Annotated in this window: 25 protein-coding genes; 14 read left to right on the top strand and 11 right to left on the bottom strand. The window is 66.1% G+C overall.

What is annotated here, in order from left to right:
- Positions 1-21: 21 nt before the first annotated feature.
- The 4 genes from ACQP1G_RS00565 to ACQP1G_RS00550 form a co-directional block, all read right to left on the bottom strand.
- The gene (locus tag ACQP1G_RS00565) at positions 22-684 is read right to left on the bottom strand and encodes a histidine phosphatase family protein (protein ID WP_433197280.1); all 663 of its coding nucleotides are present in this window, start codon (positions 682-684) and stop codon (positions 22-24) included.
- On the bottom strand, positions 681-1,595 hold the full coding sequence (gene pheA, locus ACQP1G_RS00560) for a prephenate dehydratase (protein ID WP_433197278.1): 915 nt from the start codon (positions 1,593-1,595) through the stop codon (positions 681-683). The genes ACQP1G_RS00565 and pheA overlap by 4 nt, the downstream gene beginning before the upstream one ends.
- A gap of 10 nt (positions 1,596-1,605) precedes the next feature.
- On the bottom strand, positions 1,606-2,046 hold the full coding sequence (locus ACQP1G_RS00555) for a hypothetical protein (protein WP_433197276.1): 441 nt from the start codon (positions 2,044-2,046) through the stop codon (positions 1,606-1,608).
- 126 nt (positions 2,047-2,172) lie between these two features.
- Positions 2,173-2,364, bottom strand: coding sequence for a hypothetical protein (locus ACQP1G_RS00550; protein ID WP_433197274.1), 192 nt, complete (start codon positions 2,362-2,364; stop codon positions 2,173-2,175).
- Positions 2,365-2,652: 288 nt separating this feature from the next.
- Between ACQP1G_RS00550 and ACQP1G_RS00545 the strand changes: the two genes are divergently transcribed.
- The 5 genes from ACQP1G_RS00545 (at position 2,653) to ACQP1G_RS00525 (ending at position 7,109) form a co-directional block, all read left to right on the top strand.
- Positions 2,653-3,414 carry a DUF2470 domain-containing protein gene (locus ACQP1G_RS00545; RefSeq protein WP_433197272.1) on the top strand — a complete coding sequence of 254 codons (762 nt, stop codon included), beginning with the start codon at positions 2,653-2,655 and terminating at the stop codon, positions 3,412-3,414.
- Positions 3,415-3,597: 183 nt separating this feature from the next.
- Positions 3,598-4,389 carry a CPBP family intramembrane glutamic endopeptidase gene (locus ACQP1G_RS00540; protein WP_433197270.1) on the top strand — a complete coding sequence of 264 codons (792 nt, stop codon included), beginning with the start codon at positions 3,598-3,600 and terminating at the stop codon, positions 4,387-4,389.
- 107 nt (positions 4,390-4,496) lie between these two features.
- Positions 4,497-5,930 (top strand): LCP family protein, encoded by a 1,434-nt coding sequence (locus tag ACQP1G_RS00535; protein WP_433197268.1) that lies wholly within the window; start codon positions 4,497-4,499, stop codon positions 5,928-5,930.
- 10 nt (positions 5,931-5,940) lie between these two features.
- The gene (locus ACQP1G_RS00530) at positions 5,941-6,489 is read left to right on the top strand and encodes a ferritin (RefSeq protein WP_433197266.1); all 549 of its coding nucleotides are present in this window, start codon (positions 5,941-5,943) and stop codon (positions 6,487-6,489) included.
- Positions 6,490-6,560: 71 nt separating this feature from the next.
- Positions 6,561-7,109, top strand: coding sequence for a ferritin (locus tag ACQP1G_RS00525; protein ID WP_062981203.1), 549 nt, complete (start codon positions 6,561-6,563; stop codon positions 7,107-7,109).
- 295 nt (positions 7,110-7,404) lie between these two features.
- Here the strand turns inward: ACQP1G_RS00525 and ACQP1G_RS00520 are convergent, their stop codons facing one another.
- The 4 genes from ACQP1G_RS00520 to ACQP1G_RS00505 form a co-directional block, all read right to left on the bottom strand.
- Positions 7,405-8,328 (bottom strand): DUF5926 family protein, encoded by a 924-nt coding sequence (locus tag ACQP1G_RS00520; protein ID WP_433197264.1) that lies wholly within the window; start codon positions 8,326-8,328, stop codon positions 7,405-7,407.
- Between the two features lie 588 nt (positions 8,329-8,916).
- Entirely contained in the window at positions 8,917-9,684 is a 768-nt protein-coding gene (locus ACQP1G_RS00515; protein ID WP_433197262.1) for a glycerophosphodiester phosphodiesterase, read from the bottom strand.
- Positions 9,681-10,724 (bottom strand): DUF4328 domain-containing protein, encoded by a 1,044-nt coding sequence (locus ACQP1G_RS00510; RefSeq protein WP_433197260.1) that lies wholly within the window; start codon positions 10,722-10,724, stop codon positions 9,681-9,683. The genes ACQP1G_RS00515 and ACQP1G_RS00510 overlap by 4 nt, the downstream gene beginning before the upstream one ends.
- A 94-nt stretch (positions 10,725-10,818) precedes the next feature.
- A complete protein-coding gene (locus ACQP1G_RS00505) occupies positions 10,819-11,190 on the bottom strand; it encodes a rhodanese-like domain-containing protein (protein ID WP_433197258.1) in 372 nt (123 codons plus the stop codon).
- A 609-nt stretch (positions 11,191-11,799) separates the two neighbouring features.
- Here ACQP1G_RS00505 and ACQP1G_RS00500 point away from each other — a divergent pair.
- The 6 genes from ACQP1G_RS00500 (at position 11,800) to ACQP1G_RS00475 (ending at position 16,802) form a co-directional block, all read left to right on the top strand.
- A complete protein-coding gene (locus ACQP1G_RS00500; RefSeq protein ID WP_433197256.1) occupies positions 11,800-12,411 on the top strand; it encodes a hypothetical protein in 612 nt (203 codons plus the stop codon).
- A 595-nt stretch (positions 12,412-13,006) separates the two neighbouring features.
- The gene (locus ACQP1G_RS00495) at positions 13,007-13,630 is read left to right on the top strand and encodes a superoxide dismutase (RefSeq protein WP_433209480.1); all 624 of its coding nucleotides are present in this window, start codon (positions 13,007-13,009) and stop codon (positions 13,628-13,630) included.
- Positions 13,631-14,060: 430 nt separating this feature from the next.
- Positions 14,061-14,588 carry a peptidase gene (locus ACQP1G_RS00490; protein WP_433197254.1) on the top strand — a complete coding sequence of 176 codons (528 nt, stop codon included), beginning with the start codon at positions 14,061-14,063 and terminating at the stop codon, positions 14,586-14,588.
- Positions 14,589-14,696: 108 nt separating this feature from the next.
- Positions 14,697-15,362: a DUF1361 domain-containing protein gene (locus tag ACQP1G_RS00485; RefSeq protein ID WP_433197252.1), complete on the top strand. Its 666-nt coding sequence runs from the start codon at positions 14,697-14,699 to the stop codon at positions 15,360-15,362.
- Between the two features lie 56 nt (positions 15,363-15,418).
- Positions 15,419-15,892 carry an N-acetyltransferase family protein gene (locus ACQP1G_RS00480; RefSeq protein ID WP_433209477.1) on the top strand — a complete coding sequence of 158 codons (474 nt, stop codon included), beginning with the start codon at positions 15,419-15,421 and terminating at the stop codon, positions 15,890-15,892.
- A 91-nt stretch (positions 15,893-15,983) separates the two neighbouring features.
- Positions 15,984-16,802, top strand: coding sequence for a class I SAM-dependent methyltransferase (locus ACQP1G_RS00475; protein ID WP_433197250.1), 819 nt, complete (start codon positions 15,984-15,986; stop codon positions 16,800-16,802).
- A 7-nt stretch (positions 16,803-16,809) separates the two neighbouring features.
- On the opposite strand, the gene ACQP1G_RS00470 is transcribed toward ACQP1G_RS00475, so the two are convergent.
- Positions 16,810-17,739 carry an alpha/beta fold hydrolase gene (locus tag ACQP1G_RS00470; protein ID WP_433197248.1) on the bottom strand — a complete coding sequence of 310 codons (930 nt, stop codon included), beginning with the start codon at positions 17,737-17,739 and terminating at the stop codon, positions 16,810-16,812.
- A 127-nt stretch (positions 17,740-17,866) separates the two neighbouring features.
- Here ACQP1G_RS00470 and ACQP1G_RS00465 point away from each other — a divergent pair, with 127 nt between their 5' ends.
- On the top strand, positions 17,867-18,199 hold the full coding sequence (locus tag ACQP1G_RS00465) for an ArsR/SmtB family transcription factor (RefSeq protein ID WP_433197246.1): 333 nt from the start codon (positions 17,867-17,869) through the stop codon (positions 18,197-18,199).
- Positions 18,200-18,374: 175 nt separating this feature from the next.
- On the opposite strand, the gene ACQP1G_RS00460 is transcribed toward ACQP1G_RS00465, so the two are convergent.
- Positions 18,375-19,142 carry an SDR family NAD(P)-dependent oxidoreductase gene (locus ACQP1G_RS00460; RefSeq protein ID WP_433197244.1) on the bottom strand — a complete coding sequence of 256 codons (768 nt, stop codon included), beginning with the start codon at positions 19,140-19,142 and terminating at the stop codon, positions 18,375-18,377.
- Positions 19,143-19,318: 176 nt separating this feature from the next.
- Here ACQP1G_RS00460 and ACQP1G_RS00455 point away from each other — a divergent pair, with 176 nt between their 5' ends.
- Positions 19,319-20,197, top strand: a complete 879-nt coding sequence (locus ACQP1G_RS00455; RefSeq protein WP_433197242.1) for an SDR family NAD(P)-dependent oxidoreductase — start codon at positions 19,319-19,321, stop codon at positions 20,195-20,197.
- Between the two features lie 49 nt (positions 20,198-20,246).
- Complete coding sequence (locus tag ACQP1G_RS00450) at positions 20,247-20,930, top strand: TetR/AcrR family transcriptional regulator (RefSeq protein ID WP_433197240.1); 684 nt, start codon at positions 20,247-20,249, stop codon at positions 20,928-20,930.
- Positions 20,931-21,130: 200 nt separating this feature from the next.
- On the opposite strand, the gene ACQP1G_RS00445 is transcribed toward ACQP1G_RS00450, so the two are convergent.
- On the bottom strand, positions 21,131-21,856 hold the full coding sequence (locus ACQP1G_RS00445) for a TMEM165/GDT1 family protein (protein WP_433197238.1): 726 nt from the start codon (positions 21,854-21,856) through the stop codon (positions 21,131-21,133).
- Between the last annotated feature and the right edge of the window lie 219 nt (positions 21,857-22,075).

Here is a 22,075-nt window from a genome sequence, read left to right as displayed (position 1 = left end):
GGTGTAGCGCTCCAGGGGGATTCAACCCATGGGGTCGTCAGCAGTGGGGGGTACTTCGTAGCCGAAGGGTGGGGTGAAGCGGCCCCAGCGGATGCATTCCCAGCCGCCGATGGCGCGGGGGACGAGTTCGATGGTTTCGGTGTTGTCGAGGTGGTTGTTCGTGGTGAAGGGGGGTGCTACGCCGCTCAGGTTGCGGGAGACCAGGCGCATGGCGGCGCCGTGGCTGACCAGCAGGATGTCGCCGTCACTGCCGTCGGTCAGGTATTTGGTGCGCAGATCTTCGATGATGGGGAGGAAGCGGGCGAGGACGTCGTATCCGGACTCGCCGCCGGACACTCGTTCGGCCAGATCGCCCTCGTGCCAGGCACGGTAGAGCCGTTGGAACCGTGCGTGCGCTTCTTCGGAGTGCAGGCCCTCCAGTTCGCCGACCTGCACTTCGTGGACGTTGTCGAGTACCTCGACAGGTACACCGGTCGCCGCTTCGATGTATCCGGCGGTCTGTCTGGCACGCAGTGCTGCCGAGCAGAACAGCGCCTTGGGCGGTCGCATCAGGCTCGAGCCGAACGTCTTCGCTTGGGCCGCACCACGTTCGGTCAGCGGCAGGCCGGGCACCCGGGTATCCAAGATTTTCGCGACGTTGCCTTCGGTCTCGCCGTGGCGAACGAGAATCAGCTTGCCCGTCATAGGTCGGCCACCCCCTTGCGCAGCTGGGTCAGCCACTCTGCGGCAGGTTCGTCGGAGGGCGGCGGGGCTCCGGTCGCCGAGGTCGCGGGCCAGGAGCCGAGGAAACGGATCCGCGCCGTACGGTGCAGTGCCTTGAGCGCCTCGGCAACCGCGGTGTCGTCGATATGCCCGACACAGTCGAGATAGAAGCGGTAGGTGCCGAAACCCGTTCGGGTGGGACGAGATTCGATTCTGGTCAGATCGATGCCCCGAGTGGCGAATTCGGCGAACGCCCGCATCAATGAACCCGGCTCGTTGGGCAGTTCGAACACAATCGACGTGCGGTCGGCACCGGTCGCGGGAGGTGCGACCCGGGGACGGGTGACCAGTACGAAACGGGTGATCGCCTGCTCGTGGTCGGCGACACCCGACGCCAAAGCCGTCAGACCGAGCCGCGTACCGGCCAGCGCGGTGGAGACCGCCGCATCGGCACGACCGGCCGCGACGTCCTCGGCCGCGGCCGCATTCGAGGCCGAGGTGTACATCTCGACATTCGGTAGCGTGCCCGACACCCACAGCCGCACCTGCGCGGCGGCCACTGGATAGGCGGCCAGGGTGTGCACGTCCGCGAGCGTTGTCCTCGGCCTGGCCAAGATCGTGAAACTCACCTCGATTTCGGTTTCGGCGACGATCTGCAGCCGTGGGCCGATGGCCAGCGAATCCAGCGTCGCCGAGATGGAGCCCTCGACCGAACTCTCGATCGGTACGACGGCACCCTCGACGTCGCCGGACCGGATCAGGTCGAGCGCCGCCCCTTGACTGGGCGCGGCAACCCGCTCGACCGGTCCGTCGAAGGCTTGCGAGGACTCGAGTTCGGCGAGGGCCATCTCGGTGAAGGTTCCGGACGGCCCGAAGTACGCGATACGCGGCACGGTTACGAGATTACTTGCGTGTGCTGAGGATGCTCAGAGTTCCAGCTAGATCGTCGGGCGCATCGGTTTCGATCGCCAGCAAAACGCTGCGCGCCGCCTCGACCGCGGGCGGCTTCAACGAGGTCAGAAATGCGATATCGGGTTGGGCCAGCGCCGCCTGAATATCTTCACCGCACAGGGCGGCAACCGTTCCCGCGACGATAGCCAGGGCCCGCTCGCCATCGGCGGTCCGCGCGATGAACCCGCCTTCGGAGTGCGCGATCTCGGCCAGGAAATCGGCGATCTCGGTGTCGGGCGCGTCCGCGTCGAGAACCCGAACGCCGGTCTCCGCAGCCCCGATCGACCGCACCAGCCCATCGTTCAGACTGCGCCGTGCCGCCGTCGGCACCGCCAACGACAGCAGGACCGGCTCCCCCGCCACTCCGTGCGCCGCCTGCACTCCATCCGCCATGCCCCCACCGTAACCACGGCCGGTCACCGAACTGCTGGCACGGGTCCCGGTCGCCGCGGTCAGCCGAACCCTCCGTATCCACTGATTCCCCGGGAATCCGCACATCGACCATGGCCAGCTGTCGGCCTATCCGCGATTGTCGATCCGCACTTCGGTGGCGGTTTCGATAGTCGGCAGCGGCGCGCCGCCGACGGCGAAGGCGGCGTTGAGCTTGTCCTTGCCGTGGCCGCTCACGTAGGAATCACGCGACAGGCTGACCAGCGTGTCGCCCGGCGCTACGGAGGGCAATGGCAATCCGGCGACGGCGCCGCTTGCCACGACACCGACACCGGGTATCCCTGGCTGCCGATTCCGGATCTGCTCGCGATTCCTGGTCCTACCGGTCCGCAGCACCTGTGACGATGGTTCATCGCATCCGGCACCCGGGCCGCAGTCAACAGAATGGATGCGGTTGGTCGAGCACGCGTCGACGCAACTGCAGCCAGGACCGATGCGATCGAAAGGCGCGGTGAATTCTCAGCATCGGGATGACGGGAGCGGTTGCAGAAAGAACTGCCGTGACTTAGCTTAGGATAACCTAATTGAGGATCCGCACTGGAGGTCTGCATGCCGAACCCGACCGTTGCACCGTCCACCGCAGAGCGGGTTCGGAGTGCGTGTGCCCATGCGGAGCATGCGGTGCTGGCGATGCCGGGCATCGATCCGACACCGATCTCGGTGCATCACGTGCGGCAGTGCGGTGATGCGGTGATCGCGGTACCGACCGCGTCCATGGCGGCGGTGCTCGCCGGGAATTCGGGCGAGAGCGGCGCGCCAGCGGTGCTGGAGCTCACCGATCACGCACCGCTGCCGCTGCGGGAACCGGTTCGGGCGCTGGTGTGGCTTCGCGGCTGGGTACGGGCGGTGCCGACGCAGGCGCAGCGGGCGCTGGCCACCGAGGTCGCCAAGGATCATCCACATCCCGACCTGCTCGATGTCGGGTACACCTCGACCCTGCTGCGCGTGGTGATCAACTCGGCGGTAGTGGCCGACTCCACCGGCGCCGAATCCGTCTGCGTAGACGAACTCCGGCTGGCCCAACCGGATCCGTTCTGTGCCCTGGAATCCGCCTGGCTGCAGCATCTGGACGCCGACCACGCCGATACCGTCGCCCAACTCGCCCGCCACCTGCCGCCCCGCCTGCAACGCGGCACCGTGCACCCACTGGCCATCGACCGCTACGGCATGACCCTGCGTATCGAAGGCCACGACGGTGACCACGACTTCCGCCTCCCCTTCAATACCCCCGCCGATGACATCGAAGCCCTGAGTCGAGCCGTCCGCACCCTCGCGGGCTGCCCCTTCCTGAACGGCCTGCGCCGCATCTGACCCGGACAGTGCAGCCCGGCCGGTACAAGTCGACGGACACCATCGGCTGCCAGCCGCGCGGCCCGACTCCAGCGACACGGCCGGACCGCCATGGCCGACCGATACGCATCGCGAGCAGCGCGCCGACAGCGATGCGACACGTCCAGCACCCGCGCGATCAGTAAGGGCAATACATTCGGACGCATGCGTGCTGAGACCGGTCCCGGGCGGGACGAGCCGGAGCTGACCGATCGGGAGCGGCTGGGCATTCGACTCGAGATCCTGGTCGTGCTGGTCGTGACGTTCGGGCTGAGCGGGCTCAATGCGGCGCTGTCGCTGGTCGAGAGCGCATTGTCACCGGGCGGGGTCGGCGGGCAGACGGTCGCGCTCAATCCGACGCGGGCGGCACTGTCCACCATCGATCTGCTGTTCCAGCTGCTCAGTGCATTACGCCTGGCCGGGTGGGCCGCGCTGGGGTTATATCTGTTGTGGCGCAGCGGGATCGGGCCGCGGCTGATCGGATTGGCCAGGATCGGTTGGCGTTCCGATGTACTGCCGGGCCTGGCCCTCGCGGCGGTCATCGGGCTGCCGGGACTCGGACTGTATTCGACCGCGCATGCGCTCGGCTTCAGCGTGACGATCGTGCCGAGTTCGCTCGGTGACCACTGGTGGCGTTTGCCCGCGCTGATTCTGTCCGCCTGTGCGAATGCGGCGGCCGAGGAGATTCTGGTAGTGGCCTATCTCATCACCCGGCTGCGCAGGCTCGGTTGGTCGGAGAACCGGTCGCTGCTGGCCTCGGCACTATTGCGTGGCAGTTATCACCTGTATCAGGGCCTGGGCGGCGGGCTCGGCAATCTGGTGATGGGTGTGATCTTCGGCCGATTCTGGCAGCGCACCAACCGACTGTGGCCGCTCATGCTGGCGCACGCGACCATCGATGCGGTCGCCTATATCGGCTATACATTGCTGCGTGGTCACGTTTCCTGGCTGCCGTAACGCGCATGGGTCCGAACAGCGAAGTATTCAGGAGCGCTCACTCGAGCGAATGAACTCCGGCCGCTCGTCAAGCCCCCCGGCGGCCGTCGATCAGTAAAGTCTGTGTGATGAACGGCGACGACCCCCAGCGCAACGAGCGGACGCGCCGGGTGCCGCAACCCTTCGGAAACCCCGGTGCGCCGTCCATGGCGCCGCAGCGACGCGAGCCACACCACCCGGGCCGCCGCGAACCGCATTTACCGGGACACCCCGGCCAGGACCCGACGCGCATCGAACCCACCAAGGTCATCCGGCGCGACGGGTCTAACCACGCATCTCCACTGGCATATTCACAGGTGCCGCCGGAGCCGGCGGCAACCCGGATGCCGCCACCGGCCCGCAAACCCAGACCTGGGCCGTCCTATGCGCCGCCCCAGCAGCCGCAGCCGTACCACGATCCGCAGGCTCGGCGCGGCGTCCCGGGCTATGCGCCACCCCAGCAGCCGGTCCCCTATCAGGATCCCCAGCACCTGCGCCCGCGTCGCGACATCCCACCGCCGCCACCACCGGCCCTGCCGCCGTCACGCCAGGAGCGCGAACCCCGCCCGCCGCGCCGTCGCCGCAAACTGCACCTGTTCCGCTGGTTCCTGGTGCTGTTGGTGGTGCTCGTACTTGCGGTGGTCGGCGCGATCGTCAAACTCGATGGTTCGCTCAATCGGATCGACGCACTGGCGAAATACACCGACCGCGTCGGCGACACCCCCGGCACCAACTGGCTGCTCGTCGGTTCCGACGGCCGCGGCGGGCTGACCCCCGCACAGGAGCAGGAACTCGCCACCGGCGGTGAGGTCGGGCCCGAACGCACCGACACGATCATGCTGGTGCACGTCCCGAAGTCGGGTGCGACCACACTGGTCAGCCTGCCCCGCGATTCTTACGTGAGCATTCCCGGCCACGGCAAGGACAAGCTCAACGCCGCCTTCGCCTTCGGCGGCGCGCCGCTGCTGGTGCAGACCGTCGAAACCGCCACCGGAGTGCGGATCGATCACTATGCGCAGATCGGCTTCGGCGGATTCGCTGGCATCGTCGATACGCTCGGCGGCATCGATGTCTGCGTACCCAAGGCCATCGACGATCCGCTCGCCGGTATCGATCTGCAGGCGGGCTGCCAGAGGTTGGACGGCCCGCAGGCGCTGGGTTTCGTGCGCAGCCGCGCGACCGCGCTCGCCGACATCGACCGGATGAACAACCAGCGCCTGTTCATGGCCGCCCTGTTGAAGAAGGCGACCGGTGCTGGCACGCTCTCCAACCCGTTCACGCTGTGGCCGCTGGCCCGCGACACCGCGAAATCGCTGAAGGTCGACAAGGGCGATCACATCTGGAACCTCGGCCAGCTCGGTTGGGCACTGCGCGGCGATACGGTGACGACCACCGTTCCGATCGGCGGGTTCACCGATACCGACAGTGGAAACGTGCTGCTGTGGGATAAGCAACGAGCGGGTCAATTCTTCGATGACATCGCCAAGGACCAACCGATTCCGGAAGATCTTCTGACGAGGTAGCGTCGGGCCTATGCCCGACACCGACAGTGACCAGCCCTTCCCCGACCTGCTGCGTGACCAGATCCGTCGTGGCTTCACCGCCGCGCAGCAGTACCTGGCCGCGGCCGTCTATTTCGATTCGAATCGCTTGCCACAGTTGGCCAAACACAGCTATGGCAAGTCCACCGAGCACCGCTCGCACGCCCTGCGCATGGTGCAGTACCTGTTGGACCGCGATCTGCCGGTGCAGGTCGGCGCCTTGGACGACGTACAACCCACATTCGAGTCGCCGCGTGGGGCCGTCGTTTTCCTGTTGGAATCCGAGCGCGCCCGCAATGCGCAGATCACCGAACTGGCCCGGACCGCCCGTGCCTCGGGCGACTATCTCGGCGAGCGGTTCATCCAATGGTTCCTGAAGGAACAGGTGGAAGATGTCGCCGGGATGACCACGCTGCTGACGGTGATCGACCGTGCCGCGGGCGATCTGTTCGATGTCGAGGACTTCATCTCGCGCGAGATGCGCAGCACATCGGCCGCCGACATCACCGCACCCAAAATGGCTGGTGCAGCCAGGAATTAATTAGGCAACACTAGCCTCAATAAGGCTGTACTTGGATGACACGCGGCCTGACCAGCGCTAATGTCGCATCCATGTCCAGCCATCCGGAGTCCCCACGCAGCAAATTCCACGGCCTGCTCCACGACCAGATTCGGCATGAATTCAATGCCGAGCATCAATACATCGCGATCGCGGTGTGGTTCGACAATGCGGATCTGCCACAGCTGGCCAAACGTTTCTATGCGCAGGCGGTCGAAGAGCGCAATCACGCGATGATGATCGTGCGGTACTTCCTCGATCGGGATATCAGCGTCGAACTTTCCGGTATCGACGCAGCGAAATCCCATTTCGAGAATGCGCGCGAACCGATCGCGCTTGCCCTCGCACAGGAAAAGAATGTCACCGACCAGATCATCCAATTGGCGAGTACGGCCCGCGAAGAGGGCGATTACCTCGGTGAACAGTTCATGCAGTGGTTCCTGAAGGAGCAGGTGGAGGAGGTCGCCAATATGACCACCCTGCTCACCATCGCCGATCGCGCCGGGTCGAACCTGTTCGACCTCGAGGATTTCGTGGCCCGGGAAATGAGTGGTCCGAGCGATGCCTCCGGCGCTCCGTCCGCCGCGGGCGGCAGCATCTAGTCCGCGATTTCCGAGAGCGAAATCAGGGTCGGCTCGTCGCGACGAGCCGACCCTGTCGCTGTAATTCGAGCACGGGGCACGCGACCCCGCTTTCCGTAAAGCGGCTTACTTGGCACTCATGGTGCTGAGCAGCGTCTTGAGCAGCGTGAGAATGGCGTCCATGGTGTTCCCTACTTTCCTCATCTTTCGGTGAGACTGTCCCTCACCACCACCAGCTTTCGGTGATGCAGTGAACCTAACCGAGCGCGATTAGAAAGGAGGGTGTTTCACAAAATTCTTTGTGATTTTTTTCGAATCACCGCAAAGTGACCTGGCGAGACCGCAGTCCATCGCGGGAACGGCGCTCATCCGCCGAGAGCGGAGCGGTATCGGCCAGCGCCGCCGCCAGTCGCTCACCGAACTCGATGGCCGGTTTGGTCCACTCGCTGGCATGCGATTCCGGGTCCAGATCGAAGACCGGCACCAGCAGGCCGTGCGTGCGGAACGAACCCGCGAAGCGCGAACCCTCTCCGAGATGCAGTCCACCGGAAGCGTGCAGCCGGGCCAGCGCCAGCATCAGATCGTCCTCGTTCTCCGGACGAACCCAGCGCACATGCGCCTTCTCACCGGCGTCGACCCACCAGGCAGCACCGATCGCATCGGAGCCGAGATCCAGGCGCGCCGAGGGCATGATCGCCTGCTTGGCCTGTTCGATGGTCGCGGCGACCTGCGGATCGGGCTCAACGCCTTCGGGCACCCACCAGTCGAAGTCCTGGTGCACGGTCACCTCCAGTGCCGCCCCGGCATCGATCACATCGGCCAATCGCGGTCCGCCCGAAACACTTTCGGCCGCGGTCAGCGATTCGCCGGGTTCGGCGGACTGCGTCCACAGGATGGCCGCCGCGATATCGGCGGCCGGATCCGCACCCTGGAACTGCACCTGCGCGGCGACGTACCCGGTCGGCGACTCACCCGCCCGCACCAATCCGGCGACCGCGCCCGGCAGCACCGTGGCCAGTACGACCGAACGCTCCGCCGCGATATCGGTCGCCAGCTTCAGCGTCGCGGTCGCCGACGGCACGAACTCGCGCAGCGCCACCAGATCACATTCCGCGGCCAACCCCTGGAACGGACGCGTGACGGACTGCGCCGCCTGCTGTTCCAGAGCCGCCCGCCGCTCGGCGAGACGCTGGGCCCGGTTCCCTCCGGGCTTCGGACTATTACGCTTGCTTTTACCCACGGCAGGTCAAACTACAGGGTGAAACCCGCGATGTGCCGCGCGCTCGGTCTATTTGCCGCGCCTTCGGCGCGGCGTGTGCTCTGTTGTTGGCAGCGCCTTCGGCGCTGCGTGTTCGCGGCCCCCTTGGTCTCGCGTCCGAGCCGTCGAGACTCGCGCCTGCGGCGCATGCGCTTCGACGACTCGGACGCGAGACGGGCCGCGAACGGGTCGCTCGTAAGACTCGCTCCGTCGGGGTTGGCGAGGTGCGGATCGTCAATACCCGGCGTACACCAGCCCAGCCGTCGAGACTCGAATCCTCGGCGCATGCGCTTCGACGACTCGGATGCGAGACGGGCCGCGAACTCCTCGCTCGTAAGACTCGCTCCGTGGTGGTCGCCGGGGTGCGGATCGTCAGTCGGCGTACACCGGCCCAGCTGTCGCGACTTCGGCGCATGCGCTTCGACGGCTCGGACGCGAGACGGGCCGCGAACTCCTCGCTCGTAAGACTCGCTCCGTCGGGTCGATGATGCGGTGATCCGACCGTTGGACAAACATCGTCGCTGGCGGGGTGGCGCGCGACGAAAGGCTGTGCGGCCGAAACGATTCGACTCAGGCTGCGGCCAGCAGGGCCTTCGTGCGGGCCGGATGGTTGGTCGCGACCCAGCTGACGCCGAGATCGGCACACAGGCGCACATCGTCGGGGTCGTCGACCGTCCAGCAGTAGGTGGCCCGGCCCGCGGCGGCGGCCTTGTCGACCAGGTCAGGATGCTCGCGCAGGGTTTTCACCGAGGGGCCGACGGCGGTGGCGCCGACCGTGGTCGCGGCGCCGCCGCCCAGGTAGCGCGATGATTCGCCGAGTAACACCGTCGGCAGCAGCGGCGCGGAACGGCGGATCCGCCAGACCGCGGTCGCCGCGAAGGACATGACGACCGCGCGCGAGTGATCGGCGGAGGCGGGGGTGGCGATACCGAAACGCTGGAGTTCGGCGAGCAGCTTGTTCTCCACCAGCGCGCCGTAGCGCACCGGATGTTTGGTCTCGATGAACAGCTTGGTCGGCCTGCTGCGCCAATCGAGGACCAACTCGATCAAATCGCTGAGGGTGAGCACCGAGGCCGGTGCGCCCGTCGCGCCGAAGTCGAGGTCCTTGAGCTCGTCGAGGGTCAGCTCGCTGACCAGTCCGGTGCCCGAAGAGGTCCGGTCGACGGTGCGGTCGTGCACGCAGACCAGATACCCGTCCCTGGTCAACCGGACATCACACTCGACGCCATCGGCGCCCTCCTGTAGCGCCAGCTCATAAGCGGCGAGCGTGTGTTCCGGGCGCGCCGCCGAGGCTCCCCGGTGCGCGACGACGAACGGTGCGCGACTGCCCTGGCTCACTTGGCCAAAACCTCCTCGTGCTCACGGTGCGGTGTAGTTGTCTCGGGCGCGTCTACTTGTTCGGCGGGTGGCTGCTTCGCGGCTCCGCCGCCGGGCTGCACGGGTTCGATAACCGGTACCGCCGGATCGACCGCGATCACCCAGCGGCGCGCGATCCTGGTGCGGCCCAACAGATCACGACCGGTGATCGACCGCTGCACCCAGAGGGTCAGCACCGCGACCCCGGCGGCAACGAGATCGGTCAATGCGGTGAACAGCACACCATCCGCCTTGACCTGCAGGGAATCCGCGGTCCGCCACAGCAGCGCCGCCACCGTGCACACCGCGCCGAGCACCCAGCCCAGCCACCAGATACGCACCGCCCGCAGCGCCCGCGGATCGGCACGCAAGCTGACCAGCTCGGTGAGAAAGACACCGGGCCACAACAGATTCACCACCGGAATCAGACAGCCGAGCGCGAGCATCCGGACCGACCGGGGATCACGTCGCCCAGCCCTGGCAAAGGCGGCTCGACGCGTATCGATCAACCAGCCGAGCATCGCGAGCGCGCAAGCCAGCCCGAGTACGAGGCCGACCACTGCCGAAAGCCAGACCATGACATCGGAGAAGTGCAGTAGCAACGATGGGATCAACCGGGTGCGGTTGCGCAGCAGAATCAGGTAGCGCCCGAGTTCGGCGCATGCGGCGATCGCGAATACCGCCGCGGTCGCGATGAGTAGCGCAGCGGCCCGGTTCGTCAGCCGGTCCAGCGGCCGCTGGACCTCGGCGGCGGATACGACTGGCGGATCCAGCAGACCCCAGCGCGGAATCTGCTGATAGCGCGGTGTTTCCAGCGACGGCCGCGGCCGGCCCGAGACCGGCCTGCGCGTGCGCTGATCGGGGCGGCGCGCCACCCACCGATAGTTACGCCGCTCGGCGGGGGCGTCGATGGGCGCCGGTGACAGCAGCACGCCACGGCAGCGCGGGCACCAGTGCATCGGGGTCGTCTGCACGGCCCAGCGCGCGCCGCAGCGCGCACAAGGTTGTACCACCGCACTCACGGAGTCTCCTTGGCGGCATGCCCGGGCCCTACGTGGTTACGCAGGCTGCCGCCTCCGGGCCTGACGTTCATGCCGCGCGCCCCTCTCTCTTTCCTCAGTAGATCTTCGCCTGGTGATCGCCGTCCGCGACCAGCGGCCGGCCCGCCCGCTGCCATGCCACCATGCCACCGCTGATGCTGACCGCCTCATATCCGATATGCGTCAAGTACTTGACCACCTCGAAGGACCGGCCGCCCTGTCGGCAGACCACATACAGCTGGGCGTCGTAATCGAGCTCGTCCACGCGCGCGGGCACGTCGACCATCGGGATATGGATGGCTCCCGGCGCGTGCCCGAGCTCCCATTCATCGTCCTCGCGTACGTCGAGCAGGATCGCCCGCGGCGCGTCAGCGGCGACACGTTCGGTCTTATCGAATTCGTCCGGTACGGCTTCCACCGGCACCGACGACACTTCGGGGCTCGTCACGCTTCGATCCTGCCATGGGTGGCGCACTGCGGGGGAGTTCCGGGCCCGCTGCCCGGGGAGCTGATCCTTTCGAGCGACCTGCGACCAGTCCGCTACGGCCACGACACTTCACGGCCTCGACATCGGCACGTTACCTCAGGTATGTTCTGTGCTTCTGGATCGTGTCCGACGCCCCGCTCCGGGGCCGCTTGTGCATATCTCGGTCAAAGTTATCCACATAATCCACAACTTGATCCACAGGCCTCAGCTATCGAACAGCACACGATTCAGAGGCTCCAGCTATCAAGTCAGCGCTTCGAGAATTCGATCTACGAGGGCTGATGCCACACACCCCGGTCCGATCGCATCTTCTCTGCCGGTTGCTGGTAACCGTCGACGCCCCCTCCGACGGCCCCGGAGGCCAACGCTAGCGGTACGAACGACCGATCCGAGACTCCCCTCCTTGCCATCCCGGAGCGGTCATTCGCCGCAGCTTCGGGAACTGAGGCTGTGCAGGTCCCGATAAGTACTTGGACGCCGCTGCTCGCTGATCGGTTCCACAAAAAGCGAGAACACTTGCGAATAGCTGAAATACCGGGTTCCCGCAGGTGCTGTCGGTAGCCTGGATGCATGAACGTGAGCAGGGGGCTACTCGAAGGAATAGACACGACCGCACTGAACACCGCACTCTCCGAGGCCGCGTGCCTAGGCCTGGCGGTCGATACCGCGAACGCACAGCTGAGTCTGGATCTGGAGGTGCTGACACTTCCGATCGAGGGACCCGCGCCCCAGGACTACCGCGTGAAGCTGATGTTCACCGGCGTCAGCCGGGTCGCGGCCTCGCTGCGCATCCAGGAGTGGGACGATCTGAACCCCAGGGTGCTGCCGCTGCAACTGGACAGCCTGGACAAAGCCATCCGCAGCTTCGGCGGCGGACGGCTGCACGGCTGGGAATTCATCGATCTGGACGACAGCGGCTGGGTGCACTGGAGTGAACTGCTCAGCTTCGACACCCAGATCGACCCGCACGTCTCCGCGCACGTGCTGGAGTTCTCCCAGGAGGAGGGCATCGATCCGCGCGAACTCGACGTACGGGTCTGGTTCGACGACATGACGATTCACGACTCGAACGGCACCGAGCTCCCGCCGGCGCAATTCATCGCGGGCGGGGTGCGCTGGTGGCAGGCGCATGACGCGGGCGACCCGCGGACCATGCGCGCCGGAATCGTGCCGCAGCTGTAGTAGATCGCCGAAATCGCCTACCGCACACCCGGTCACCGGGTGTGCGGTCGTGTTTCGGGCACCCGAACCGACCGGGTAGCCGACACCGGTGGCGGGTACCGGAAACCAACCCTGGAAAACAGCCCATCGCACGACGGTGACCTGCGGGCTTTCCGGAAACGGCGTACGGATCGGGTGTCCGTTCAGATAATGGGTATCCGACACCAAGATCGCGTCGGGGCGTCCGGGCAAGCCTGATCCGGCGACACGATGACCGGCTCGGGAAGACGGATACGTCCGACTAGCTCGTCGTACCAGGACATGGTGCTGTTCCGCCGCTCCGCGTATTCAGGCCATACGATTTGGGAGCCACATGGCCTGGTCTCGGATCCTGCGTACGGTGCATGGTCGGCTTTGGACGTACCCGGCGAGTTACCCCTTGTGCTCACGAAATCAGTCGTGCCGTCAAGCGCCGAGTGCACACACCCCGCACTGTGGAATTGCCGGTCGGAATGTGGGGGCAAGGGGCGCGGTTGCAAACGAGCGGGTGTACGAATGATGGTTGAGTGTGCCCGAGACGGAGGGCACACACAGCCCGACATTAGGAAGGGACATCGTGGCTGAGTACACGTTGCCAGATCTGGATTACGACTACAGCGCCCTGGAGCCCCATATCTCCGGGCAGATCAACGAGATTCATCATTCCAAGCACCACGCTGCCTACGTCGCGGGCGTCAACGCGGCACTGGAGAAGCTCGACGCCGCGCGCGAGGCGGGCGACCACGCCGCCATCTTCCTGAACGAGAAGAACCTCGCCTTCCACCTCGGCGGCCACGTCAACCACTCGATCTGGTGGAAGAACCTGTCCCCCAACGGTGGCGATAAGCCGGTCGGCGAGCTGGCCGCCGCGATCGACGACCAGTTCGGTTCGTTCGACAAGTTCCGCGCGCAGTTCACCGCCGCGGCTAACGGCCTGCAGGGCTCGGGCTGGGCGGTGCTCGGCTACGACACCCTCGGCCAGAAGCTGCTGACCTTCCAGCTCTACGACCAGCAGGCCAACGTGCCGCTCGGCATCATCCCGCTGCTGCAGGTCGACATGTGGGAGCACGCCTTCTACCTCCAGTACAAGAACGTCAAGGCGGACTACGTCACCGCGTTCTGGAACGTCGTCAACTGGGAAGACGTGCAGGAACGCTTCGCGCGCGCCATCGGCCAAGCCAAGGGCCTGATCTTCGGCTGAGTCAACTCGCCTTCGGGCCCGCGAACCTCGCCATCCGTGGTATTCGGTTCGCGGGCCCGATGTGTTTACAGCTCGGCCTCGGCTCAACCTCGGGAAATCCGCCGCCTCGTGATTCGGCCCGTCGGCATACACCAGGTTTCGAGCGAAGCGAGATCGCGCATGCGCCGTTCGCGGCCCGGCTCGCGTCCGAGTGGCCGGTGTGATGCGACGCAGTCGCCAGCAGCGGTCGCGGCCGCTAGGACTTGCTTGCAGGTCGCTCGAAAGGGTCGGACATGAGCCACCAGGAGCCACGAACATACAACGCCGCAGGCGCTGCCAAAGGCGCTGGCACTCTTTGGTACTTGTGTGCCAGGTGAGTTTCGGCGCATTCTCGGGAATCCACAGTTCGAGGACGGGCAACGCCGCCCCCGGTTCCATGACGGGAGGCATCATGCATACGAATGGCCCCATCGGCATCACGCCGTTCCATGCCCGCGGATTGCTGCGGGGGTTCGTCATTTCCGGCCGCTGGCCCGATACCACCAAGGAATGGGCGCAGGTGCTGGTGCTCGCTGTGCGGGTGGCGTCGTTCCCCGGACTGCTGACGACCTCGACCGTGTTCGGCGTGCGCGAGGAGCTACCGGATGATCCGGCGCCCGGCACCGTCGGCCTGGTCGTCGCCGAGGGACCGGTGCTCGGTGAGCAGGCGCTCGCTCCCGGCCGTTTCGCCGACCATGTGCCGGCGGCTTTGCTGATGCTGCATCCGCCCTCGGAGACCCGGCCGTCACTGCCGGAATGCGTTGGCGCGGCGTCGGGTTGTGTGCTGCTGCCCGGCGTCCCACATCTGGGACTCGAGCATCGCGCCGCCTGGGCCGAGGCCGAATCCGACGGCACCGTCACCTCCCTGGTCAGCCGAGTCGGCTTGGACCCGATCAGCGATCCCGATACCGCGGTGCTGGCCATGCTGCTCGCCGCATAGGCGGCGCCGCCCCCGCACTTGTGGAGATCCCGTGGCGGATCTGTCGAGATGTGGTGGGCTGCGGCGGATTACCGGTCCATGGTCGGCACCCGTCGGCATCATGGCAGCATGGATGTGCTCGATCGGGTGGGGCCGAATATCGCGGATGTGGTTCGGCGGGATTTCTTTTGGCTGGTCTGGAACACGATGCTCGCCTGGGTTCCAGTGGGCTTGGCGCTGTTGGTATTTCGGTCGAGGTCCGATATTCGGCTGCCGCGGTCCCCGGTGTGGTGGGCGGGTGTCGTGCTGTTCGTCCTGTTCCTGCCGAACGCACCCTATGTGGTCACCGACCTGGTGCACCTGCGCGATGACATCCACTTCGTCGGTGACGGACCGGTCGTCACCACGGTGCTGCCGATCTACGCGGCCTTCATCTGCTCGGGATTCCTCGCCTACTATCTGGCGCTCGCCGAGTTGGGCCGCTACCTGGACCGCAGCGGTCGCGCGGCCTGGCGCACACCGCTCACCTTCGGCTTGCATGCGCTGTGTGCGGTCGGCGTCTTCCTCGGTCGCTGGGTTCGCCTCAACAGTTGGGAACCGGTGGTCCAGCCGCGCGGCACCTTCGAACGCATGATGCTCGCACTGACCTGGTCCTGGGCGCCGATCCTCATTGCGGTCGTCTTCGTCGTCACCACCATCGGGCATTTCGTCACCAAGGCGATCGCCGAAGCGGCGGTGGTGCATGCGCGGGTCGGGATGCGCTGGATTCGCGGCGTCGCGGCGGGCGGAGCGTGATAAGGCCAACACCGCGCAAACGCGATCGGTTGAGGACAATGAATGGTGTGTCGAATGTGAACGGGCCGGTGATCCGGGCCGCCCGTGCTGATGACTATGACGCCATTGCAACCGTCATCGATGACTGGTGGGGACGCTCGGTGTTAACACACCTGCCGAGGTTGTTCCTCGATCATTTCTATCGAACCAGCCTGGTCGCCGAGGTTCCGGTCGCGCGGATGCGGGAGCCGACCGATTGGCTGGCCGGATTCCTGATCGGCTTTCTCTCGCCGTCCGAATCCGATGAGGCCTATATCCATTTCGTCGGCGTGGATCCGCAGTACCGCAAGAGCGGCCTCGCGCGGGAACTGTACGAGCGGTTCTTCGCGATCGCCCGGGCGAACGACCGGCACATCGTCAAGGCGATCACCTCGCCCGCCAATGACACGTCGATCGGCTTCCACCGGCACCTCGGTTTCACCGTCACCGGGCCGGTGCGCGACTACAACGGGCGGGGCCACCACCTGATCACCTTCGAACGCAAAATCTGATCCGCTTCGCGCACAGCGAGATCGGCCTGGGTTCGTAGGTCCGCGGGGTGCGGCACGGTTAGCCTTGGACGGTCGAAAGGATCGTCAGCAGATGTCTGGAAACCCGCTTGCCGCCGCTGAACCCTGGGATCTCGTCGCCGACGGATACGCCGAATTCGGCGCTGCGATCATGGCGCCCTTCTCCGATCGCGCACTCGAACTCGCGGGCCTGTCGGCGGATTTGCATGTGGTGGACATCGCGGCGGGACCGGGCACACTGAGCCTGCCCGCCGCCGAACGGGTGGCGCAGGTGCATGCCATCGACTTCTCCGAGCCGATGATCCAGCGACTCACCGAGGACGCGCGGGCCGCGGGGCTGACCAATATCGAAACGAGCGTTGGCGATGGACAGGCGCTGCCCTTCGACGATGATCGATTCGACGCGGGCTTCTCGATGTTCGGGCTGATGTTCTTCCCGGATCGGGCCAAGGGTTTCGCCGAGTTGTTCCGGGTGCTGCGTCCCGGCGCCACCGCTGTGGTGTCGAGTTGGGCGCCGGTGGCCGAGTCGCCGCTCATGCGAATGATGTTCGGTGCATTCGCCGCCGCCGATCCGGCCATCCAGGAGCCCCAACCCAACTTCCTCAATTTGGAGAACCCGGAGGTCTTCGCCACCGAGATGCAGACCGCGGGCTTCGCCGGGGTGAGCATCCAACGTCACACCAGCGCACTCACTTTCGCGAGCTCCGACGAAATGTGGACGACAATGGTGCGCAGCAGTGCGCCACTGATGCTGATGCGGCGCACTGTCGGGGAGCAGGTGTGGGCCGAGCGGATCGCGCTGATGCGCACGTACCTCGCCGAGAACTACCGCCCGAATATGCCGCTGTCCACCACGGCATTCCTCGGCATCGGCCATAAACCGACGCCATGACCGGTGCTCAGCCGAGGAATTCGGTGAGCGCTGCGATGACGGCCTCCGGCTGCTCTTCGGGAAGGTAGTGGCCGCAGTTCGCGATCTCGCGCACCTGGACATCGGTTGCCTTGGCCGGCATGAGATCTCGTAGGTAGCCGTAGTTGCTCGCGCTGCCGCCCAGCGCCAGCATCGGCGCGGTGACCGGCGGATAGATCTGTTCGTCCGCGATATCGCGGGTGAATGCCTGGTACCAGGAGTTGCCCGCGCGGATCGCGTCGGCGCTGCCGTAGGCCCGGGCGTAGACCTGACGCGACCGCTCGTCGATATCGGCCTGATCCACGGCTTGGCGCTGGAACAGCCAATCTATGAGCAGCCGAATCCGTCCTTCCAACAGCAGTTCCGGTAGCTCACGGACCTGGTTGAAGGCGAACCACCACAGATAGGAGCGGTCGCCCGCCTCGATGACGGTGTCGACGTGCTGGTCGGGCGCGGGCAGCAAACCGAAGTCGGCCCAGCCCGAATTCGGGTGCGGTACATCGAGCAGCGAGACCGAGGCGGTGGACTCGGGATAGTTGACCGCATAGGCATAGGCCACCATGGCGCCGATATCGTGCCCGGCGATGTGGACCGCGCCCAGCTCGAGATGTTCGACGAGGGCGCGGATATCACCGGCCATGGACTTCTTGTCGTACCCGTCGGCGGGTTTATCCGATCCACCCATGCCGCGGATGTCGACGGCGAATACCCGATAGCGCCGCGCCAATGCGGGCAGCACCTTGTGCCACTGCCACCAGGTCTGCGGCCAGCCGCCGAGCAGCAGCAGGGGTGCGCCACTGCCGCCGCTGACATAGTGCAGGCAGATTCCGTTGACCTGCGCGTATCGACTGGTGAAGTCGCCGTCCAGCGAGCTGGCGAGTTCCGCGTCCGACAGTTGGTCAATCGTATTGGTGCCCATGGCTCCTCATCGTTTGTACGATAGTACGGGAGTTTCGTACTTTGATAGTACGAGATCTTCGTACGATCAAGGAAACAATGTCAACCCATCCGAGTCAATTAGTACGAGATCCACGTACAGTGAGCAGGTGACCGCCCTGCACCATCCCGCCGCCGCCGATATCGAGCTCGTCGATGTACTGGCCGCACTCGGGCATCCGGTGCGGTTGGCGATCGCGCAGGCGCTGGCCTCCGGCGAGGAACGATTCTGTGGCGAGATCCTGCCGGATATCCCCAAATCGAGCATGACGCACCATTGGCGAGCACTGCGCGAAAGCGGTGTCCTGCATCAGCGCAAGGATGGACGCAAGTACTACCTGACGCTGCGTCGCGGCGATCTGGATGCACGCTTTCCCGGTCTGCTGGATCTTGTACTCACCCGGTCATACGAAAACACCCCGCCATCTCGGCTTTCGCCGTGATGCCGGGGCACAGTCGCCGGACTCCGCAGGAGCCCAGCGCAACAACTGATTTCGTAAGAACATCGGTACCGCACCGGGTACGTCCAAAGGCCATTGGGCACCCGACCGCCGGTCCTGCGTACGACGGTCGTGGCACCCAACTGCTATGGCCCGAATATTCGGGGAGGCGGACCGACTAGCGCGGAGCCATGCGCAGGGCGCCATCCATGCGGATGGTCTCGCCGTTCAGGTAGTCGTGCTCGACGATGTACTGCGAGAGCTGGGCGTACTCGTCGGGGCGCCCGAGGCGGGACGGGAACGGCACACCGGCCTCGAGGCCCTTGCGGTACTCCTCGGTGACACCGGCGAGCATCGGGGTGTCGATGATGCCGGGGGCGATGGTGTTCACGCGAATGCCGAACTGCGCGAGGTCGCGTGCGGCCGGGACGGTCATACCGTGGACGCCGCCCTTGGAGGCCGAGTACGCGATCTGGCCGATCTGGCCCTCGAACGCGGCGACCGAGGCGGTGTTGATGACGACGCCGCGCTGGCCGTATTCGTCGACGGTGTCGGTCTTGGCGATCGCGTCGGCGGCCAGGCGCATGACATTGAAGGTGCCGAGCAGGTTGACGGTGATGACGGTGCGGAACAGCTCCAGATCGTGCGGGCCGTTCTTGGACAGGATGCGCCCGGCCCAGCCGACACCGGCGCAGTTCACCACGATGCGCAGCGGCACACCGGATTCGACGACCTTCGCGACCGCGGCGGAAACCTCGTCGTTGCTGGTGACGTCGGCGGGGATCAGGGTGACGCCGTCGGGCACATTGTCCCCGGCGCGTTCGATGGATTGGGGTACGTCGAGTCCGAAGACGGTTGCGCCCAGATCGGCGAAACGCTTGGCAGTGGCGGCGCCGAGGCCGGATGCGCCTCCGGTGATGATGGCGGCGGAACCCGAAATCTCCACGATGGTCCTCTCGTTCGTGACAGCCAGTTGGCCCTTCGTCAATTGCACCCTAACGGGTCCCATGTGAGAGCCCGATCACGGCTCCCTGGCCCTCGGAGCTCGGCGCGCACAGCACAGCGGGATCAACAGCGAATTCTTTGCGAACATATATGTTCACAGGTGGTATCGTCGCTGGCATGAAGCTTTTTTCCGCCCCGCCGCTGACCGGGCGCCGGATTCTGATCACCGGCGCGGCGCGTGGTATCGGTGCCGCATTGGCGCGCCAGCTGCACGCGAAAGGCGCGAAGGTAGCGCTACTCGGCTTGGAGGCGGACCTGCTCGCGGAAGTGGCGCACGAATGCGGAGACGCTCCGTGGCGCTACTGCGATATCGCCGATCAGCCGCAGGTGGAGCGGGTGGTTAACACGCTGGTCACCGAGCTCGGAGGACTGGATGTGGTGGTCGCCAACGCCGGGGTGGCGAAGCAATTGGCGCTGCTCGGCGGGGATCCGGCGGTCATGGAGGAGACGCTTGCGGTCAATGTGCTCGGCGTCTACTACACGCTGCGCGCCGCAGGACCGCACATCTGCCATCCGAACGGGTACGCGCTCGTCGTCTCGTCGCTGGCCGCCGCAGTGAATCTGCCGCTGGTCGGGGCATACAGCGCGTCGAAGGCCGGGGTAGAGGCGCTGGGCAATACGTTGCGCCATGAGGTCAGACATACCGGGGCTCGGGTCGGGGTCGCGTACTTCGCCGAACTCGATACCGATATGACCTCGCGCGGTTTCGGCACCGCCGCCGCGCGGGCCATCCTCGGCCGGTCGACGGTGTCGGGAGTAGCGCCGCTCGGCCCCGCGATCGATGCGGTCGAACGCGCCATCGCACGGCGCAAACGTCAGGTCGTATCGCCGTGGTGGGTGGCGGTGGCGCTACCGTTCCGGCCGATCGCCCAGCGCGTCATCGATATCGCGCTACGCCGCGGGGTGGCGCGGGCATTGGAGATCGCGCGCACCGAAGAGGCGCCCTTCACCACCGACCAACCGGCACGACCCCGCAAAATGGAGCGACCGGCGTAGCCGCGGCCGGATACCGCCCCACCGTATGACCGACTATCGGAGCCACCGTATGACCCAATCCGCCAGCAGCGCCCGCCAACTCCCCCGGGGCAGGCACGGCCTGCCGAGGGAAGAGGTGATCGCCTCACAGCGCGAGCGGATCCTGAGCGCGATGGCCGAGGCCATGGTCGAGAACGGGTACGTCGGGACCTCCGTCGCGGCCATCCTGAAACGAGCCGGGGTATCGCGGGAGACCTTCTACGAGCAATTCCGTTCCAAGGAGGATTGTTTCGAGGCCGCCTACGAGCGGGCCGTCGAGCTGCTGATCGCCAATATCGCGCAGGCCATCGGCGGATCCGAATCCTATGCGGCGGATGGCGGGAACCCGGCCGATCCCGATCGGTTGGGCCGGATCCTCGAGGCCTACTTCGACGGGCTGATCGCCGAACCCGCATACGCCCGGCTCTATCTCGTCGAGGTGTACGCAGTGGGTTCGAAGGCAGTCGCCCGGCGCGCCCAACTGCAGGAATCCTTCGTCGCGATGATCGCCGACGTCCTCGACGCCCACACCGAACAGCAGCGCTTCGCCTGCCAAACCCTGGCCGCGGCGGTGAGCGCGATGGTCACTGCACGCATCGCCGTCGACGATCTGGCCGGACTTCGAGCACTCCGAGAACCGCTGTTGGACCTGGTGCGCCGCAGCGGTGATCTGTACGGCGAGGCAATGCTGCGCCGGTCCGAGGTGCGCGCCTGAGCTGTGCGTGCGCGCCACGTATTGGCGAGTCAGCGGGCCGCTGAACAGCGCCATCCGAAGGCGCGCGGGGTGCACGCCACGTAATGGCGAGTCGGCGGGCGCTGGACGGCGCGCAGTACAGCTGTACATGTGATTGCGTTCGACTCGTACCAGCCGGTGCGGCGCTGGTGGCCGGGCGGCGGCAGATGAGTGACGACCGGTCAGCGCATCTCCTCGGCGGGGCCGGCCGCTGGGTGGTCGTGGACGAGTTCGGAATGGTGTACGAGCCGTGCTCGCATCAGCAGGGCAACGCCCGCGGCAGCGGGGGCGAGGATGGCGAGTGCGCCGCCGGTGAGCACGCCGATGCCAGGGAGGGCGGCAGCCAGCAGGCTTGCGGTACCGAAGTAGAGAAACAGCAGGCCGGAGCCGATGCCGATGACATGTTCGGGAAGATGTTTGCCGACCAGGATGCCGACGGCGATGGCGAGAGCGTCGGCGGCGACCATACCGACGGTGGAGCCGATCCAGACGCCGACCCAGCTGTTATCGGTGGCCAGGGCGGCGGTGGCGAACATGGTCCGGTCGCCCAGTTCGGCGAGCAGGAATGCGGACAGCACCACGAAGTACGGGGCGGTGTTCGCGCGCGGTGGCTTCGGATCCGCGTCCTGCGCATCTTCGCCGCCGAAATGCTCGCGCAGGGTCCACAGGCCGACGGCGAGGAAGGTGATGGCGGCCACCAGCGTGATGGCCCGGGTCGGCAAGGCGGCGCCCAGGAAATATCCGACGCCGACCGAGATCAGGTGCACCACCGCGGTCGCGGTCGCGATACCGCCGAGCACCACCCACCAGCGGTAGCGCAGCGCGAACGTCAACGCCATGAGCTGGGACTTATCACCCAACTCGGCGAGAAAGACGATCCCGACGCTCAGCAAGATGGTGGCGATCATGTGGTGTGCACTCCCGGGTCTCCGGCCTGTCGGCCGGGAGATCAGGTACGCCTCCGGCCGACAACGAAATGGTTGTCTCGGCCGAAGGTCTCGCCCACCGGATCAGTACCGGTTCACGCGGCCGGGTCGCGCCCTTGCGGGGCGGCGGACCAGTATGTCGACAGCGCGATTGTGGGCTACTCCCCTTCGCTGTCTTCGACTGTACCCCGGCAGCCGCGC

The sequence above is a fragment of the Nocardia sp. CA-107356 genome, assembly GCF_050946365.1.
Lineage (GTDB): Bacteria > Actinomycetota > Actinomycetes > Mycobacteriales > Mycobacteriaceae > Nocardia.
This window is presented reverse-complemented; position numbering and strand designations above follow the sequence as displayed.

Coding starts and splice junctions, on each gene's coding strand:
- ACQP1G_RS00565 (WP_433197280.1), bottom strand. CDS start 684: ATGACGGGCAAGCTGATTCTCGTTCGCCACGGCGAGACCGAAGGCAAC.
- ACQP1G_RS00555 (WP_433197276.1), bottom strand. CDS start 2,046: ATGGCGGATGGAGTGCAGGCGGCGCACGGAGTGGCGGGGGAGCCGGTC.
- ACQP1G_RS00545 (WP_433197272.1), top strand. CDS start 2,653: ATGCCGAACCCGACCGTTGCACCGTCCACCGCAGAGCGGGTTCGGAGT.
- ACQP1G_RS00540 (WP_433197270.1), top strand. CDS start 3,598: ATGCGTGCTGAGACCGGTCCCGGGCGGGACGAGCCGGAGCTGACCGAT.
- ACQP1G_RS00535 (WP_433197268.1), top strand. CDS start 4,497: ATGAACGGCGACGACCCCCAGCGCAACGAGCGGACGCGCCGGGTGCCG.
- ACQP1G_RS00530 (WP_433197266.1), top strand. CDS start 5,941: ATGCCCGACACCGACAGTGACCAGCCCTTCCCCGACCTGCTGCGTGAC.
- ACQP1G_RS00525 (WP_062981203.1), top strand. CDS start 6,561: ATGTCCAGCCATCCGGAGTCCCCACGCAGCAAATTCCACGGCCTGCTC.
- ACQP1G_RS00500 (WP_433197256.1), top strand. CDS start 11,800: ATGAACGTGAGCAGGGGGCTACTCGAAGGAATAGACACGACCGCACTG.
- ACQP1G_RS00490 (WP_433197254.1), top strand. CDS start 14,061: ATGCATACGAATGGCCCCATCGGCATCACGCCGTTCCATGCCCGCGGA.
- ACQP1G_RS00485 (WP_433197252.1), top strand. CDS start 14,697: ATGGATGTGCTCGATCGGGTGGGGCCGAATATCGCGGATGTGGTTCGG.
- ACQP1G_RS00475 (WP_433197250.1), top strand. CDS start 15,984: ATGTCTGGAAACCCGCTTGCCGCCGCTGAACCCTGGGATCTCGTCGCC.
- ACQP1G_RS00470 (WP_433197248.1), bottom strand. CDS start 17,739: ATGGGCACCAATACGATTGACCAACTGTCGGACGCGGAACTCGCCAGC.
- ACQP1G_RS00455 (WP_433197242.1), top strand. CDS start 19,319: ATGAAGCTTTTTTCCGCCCCGCCGCTGACCGGGCGCCGGATTCTGATC.
- ACQP1G_RS00450 (WP_433197240.1), top strand. CDS start 20,247: ATGACCCAATCCGCCAGCAGCGCCCGCCAACTCCCCCGGGGCAGGCAC.
- ACQP1G_RS00445 (WP_433197238.1), bottom strand. CDS start 21,856: ATGATCGCCACCATCTTGCTGAGCGTCGGGATCGTCTTTCTCGCCGAG.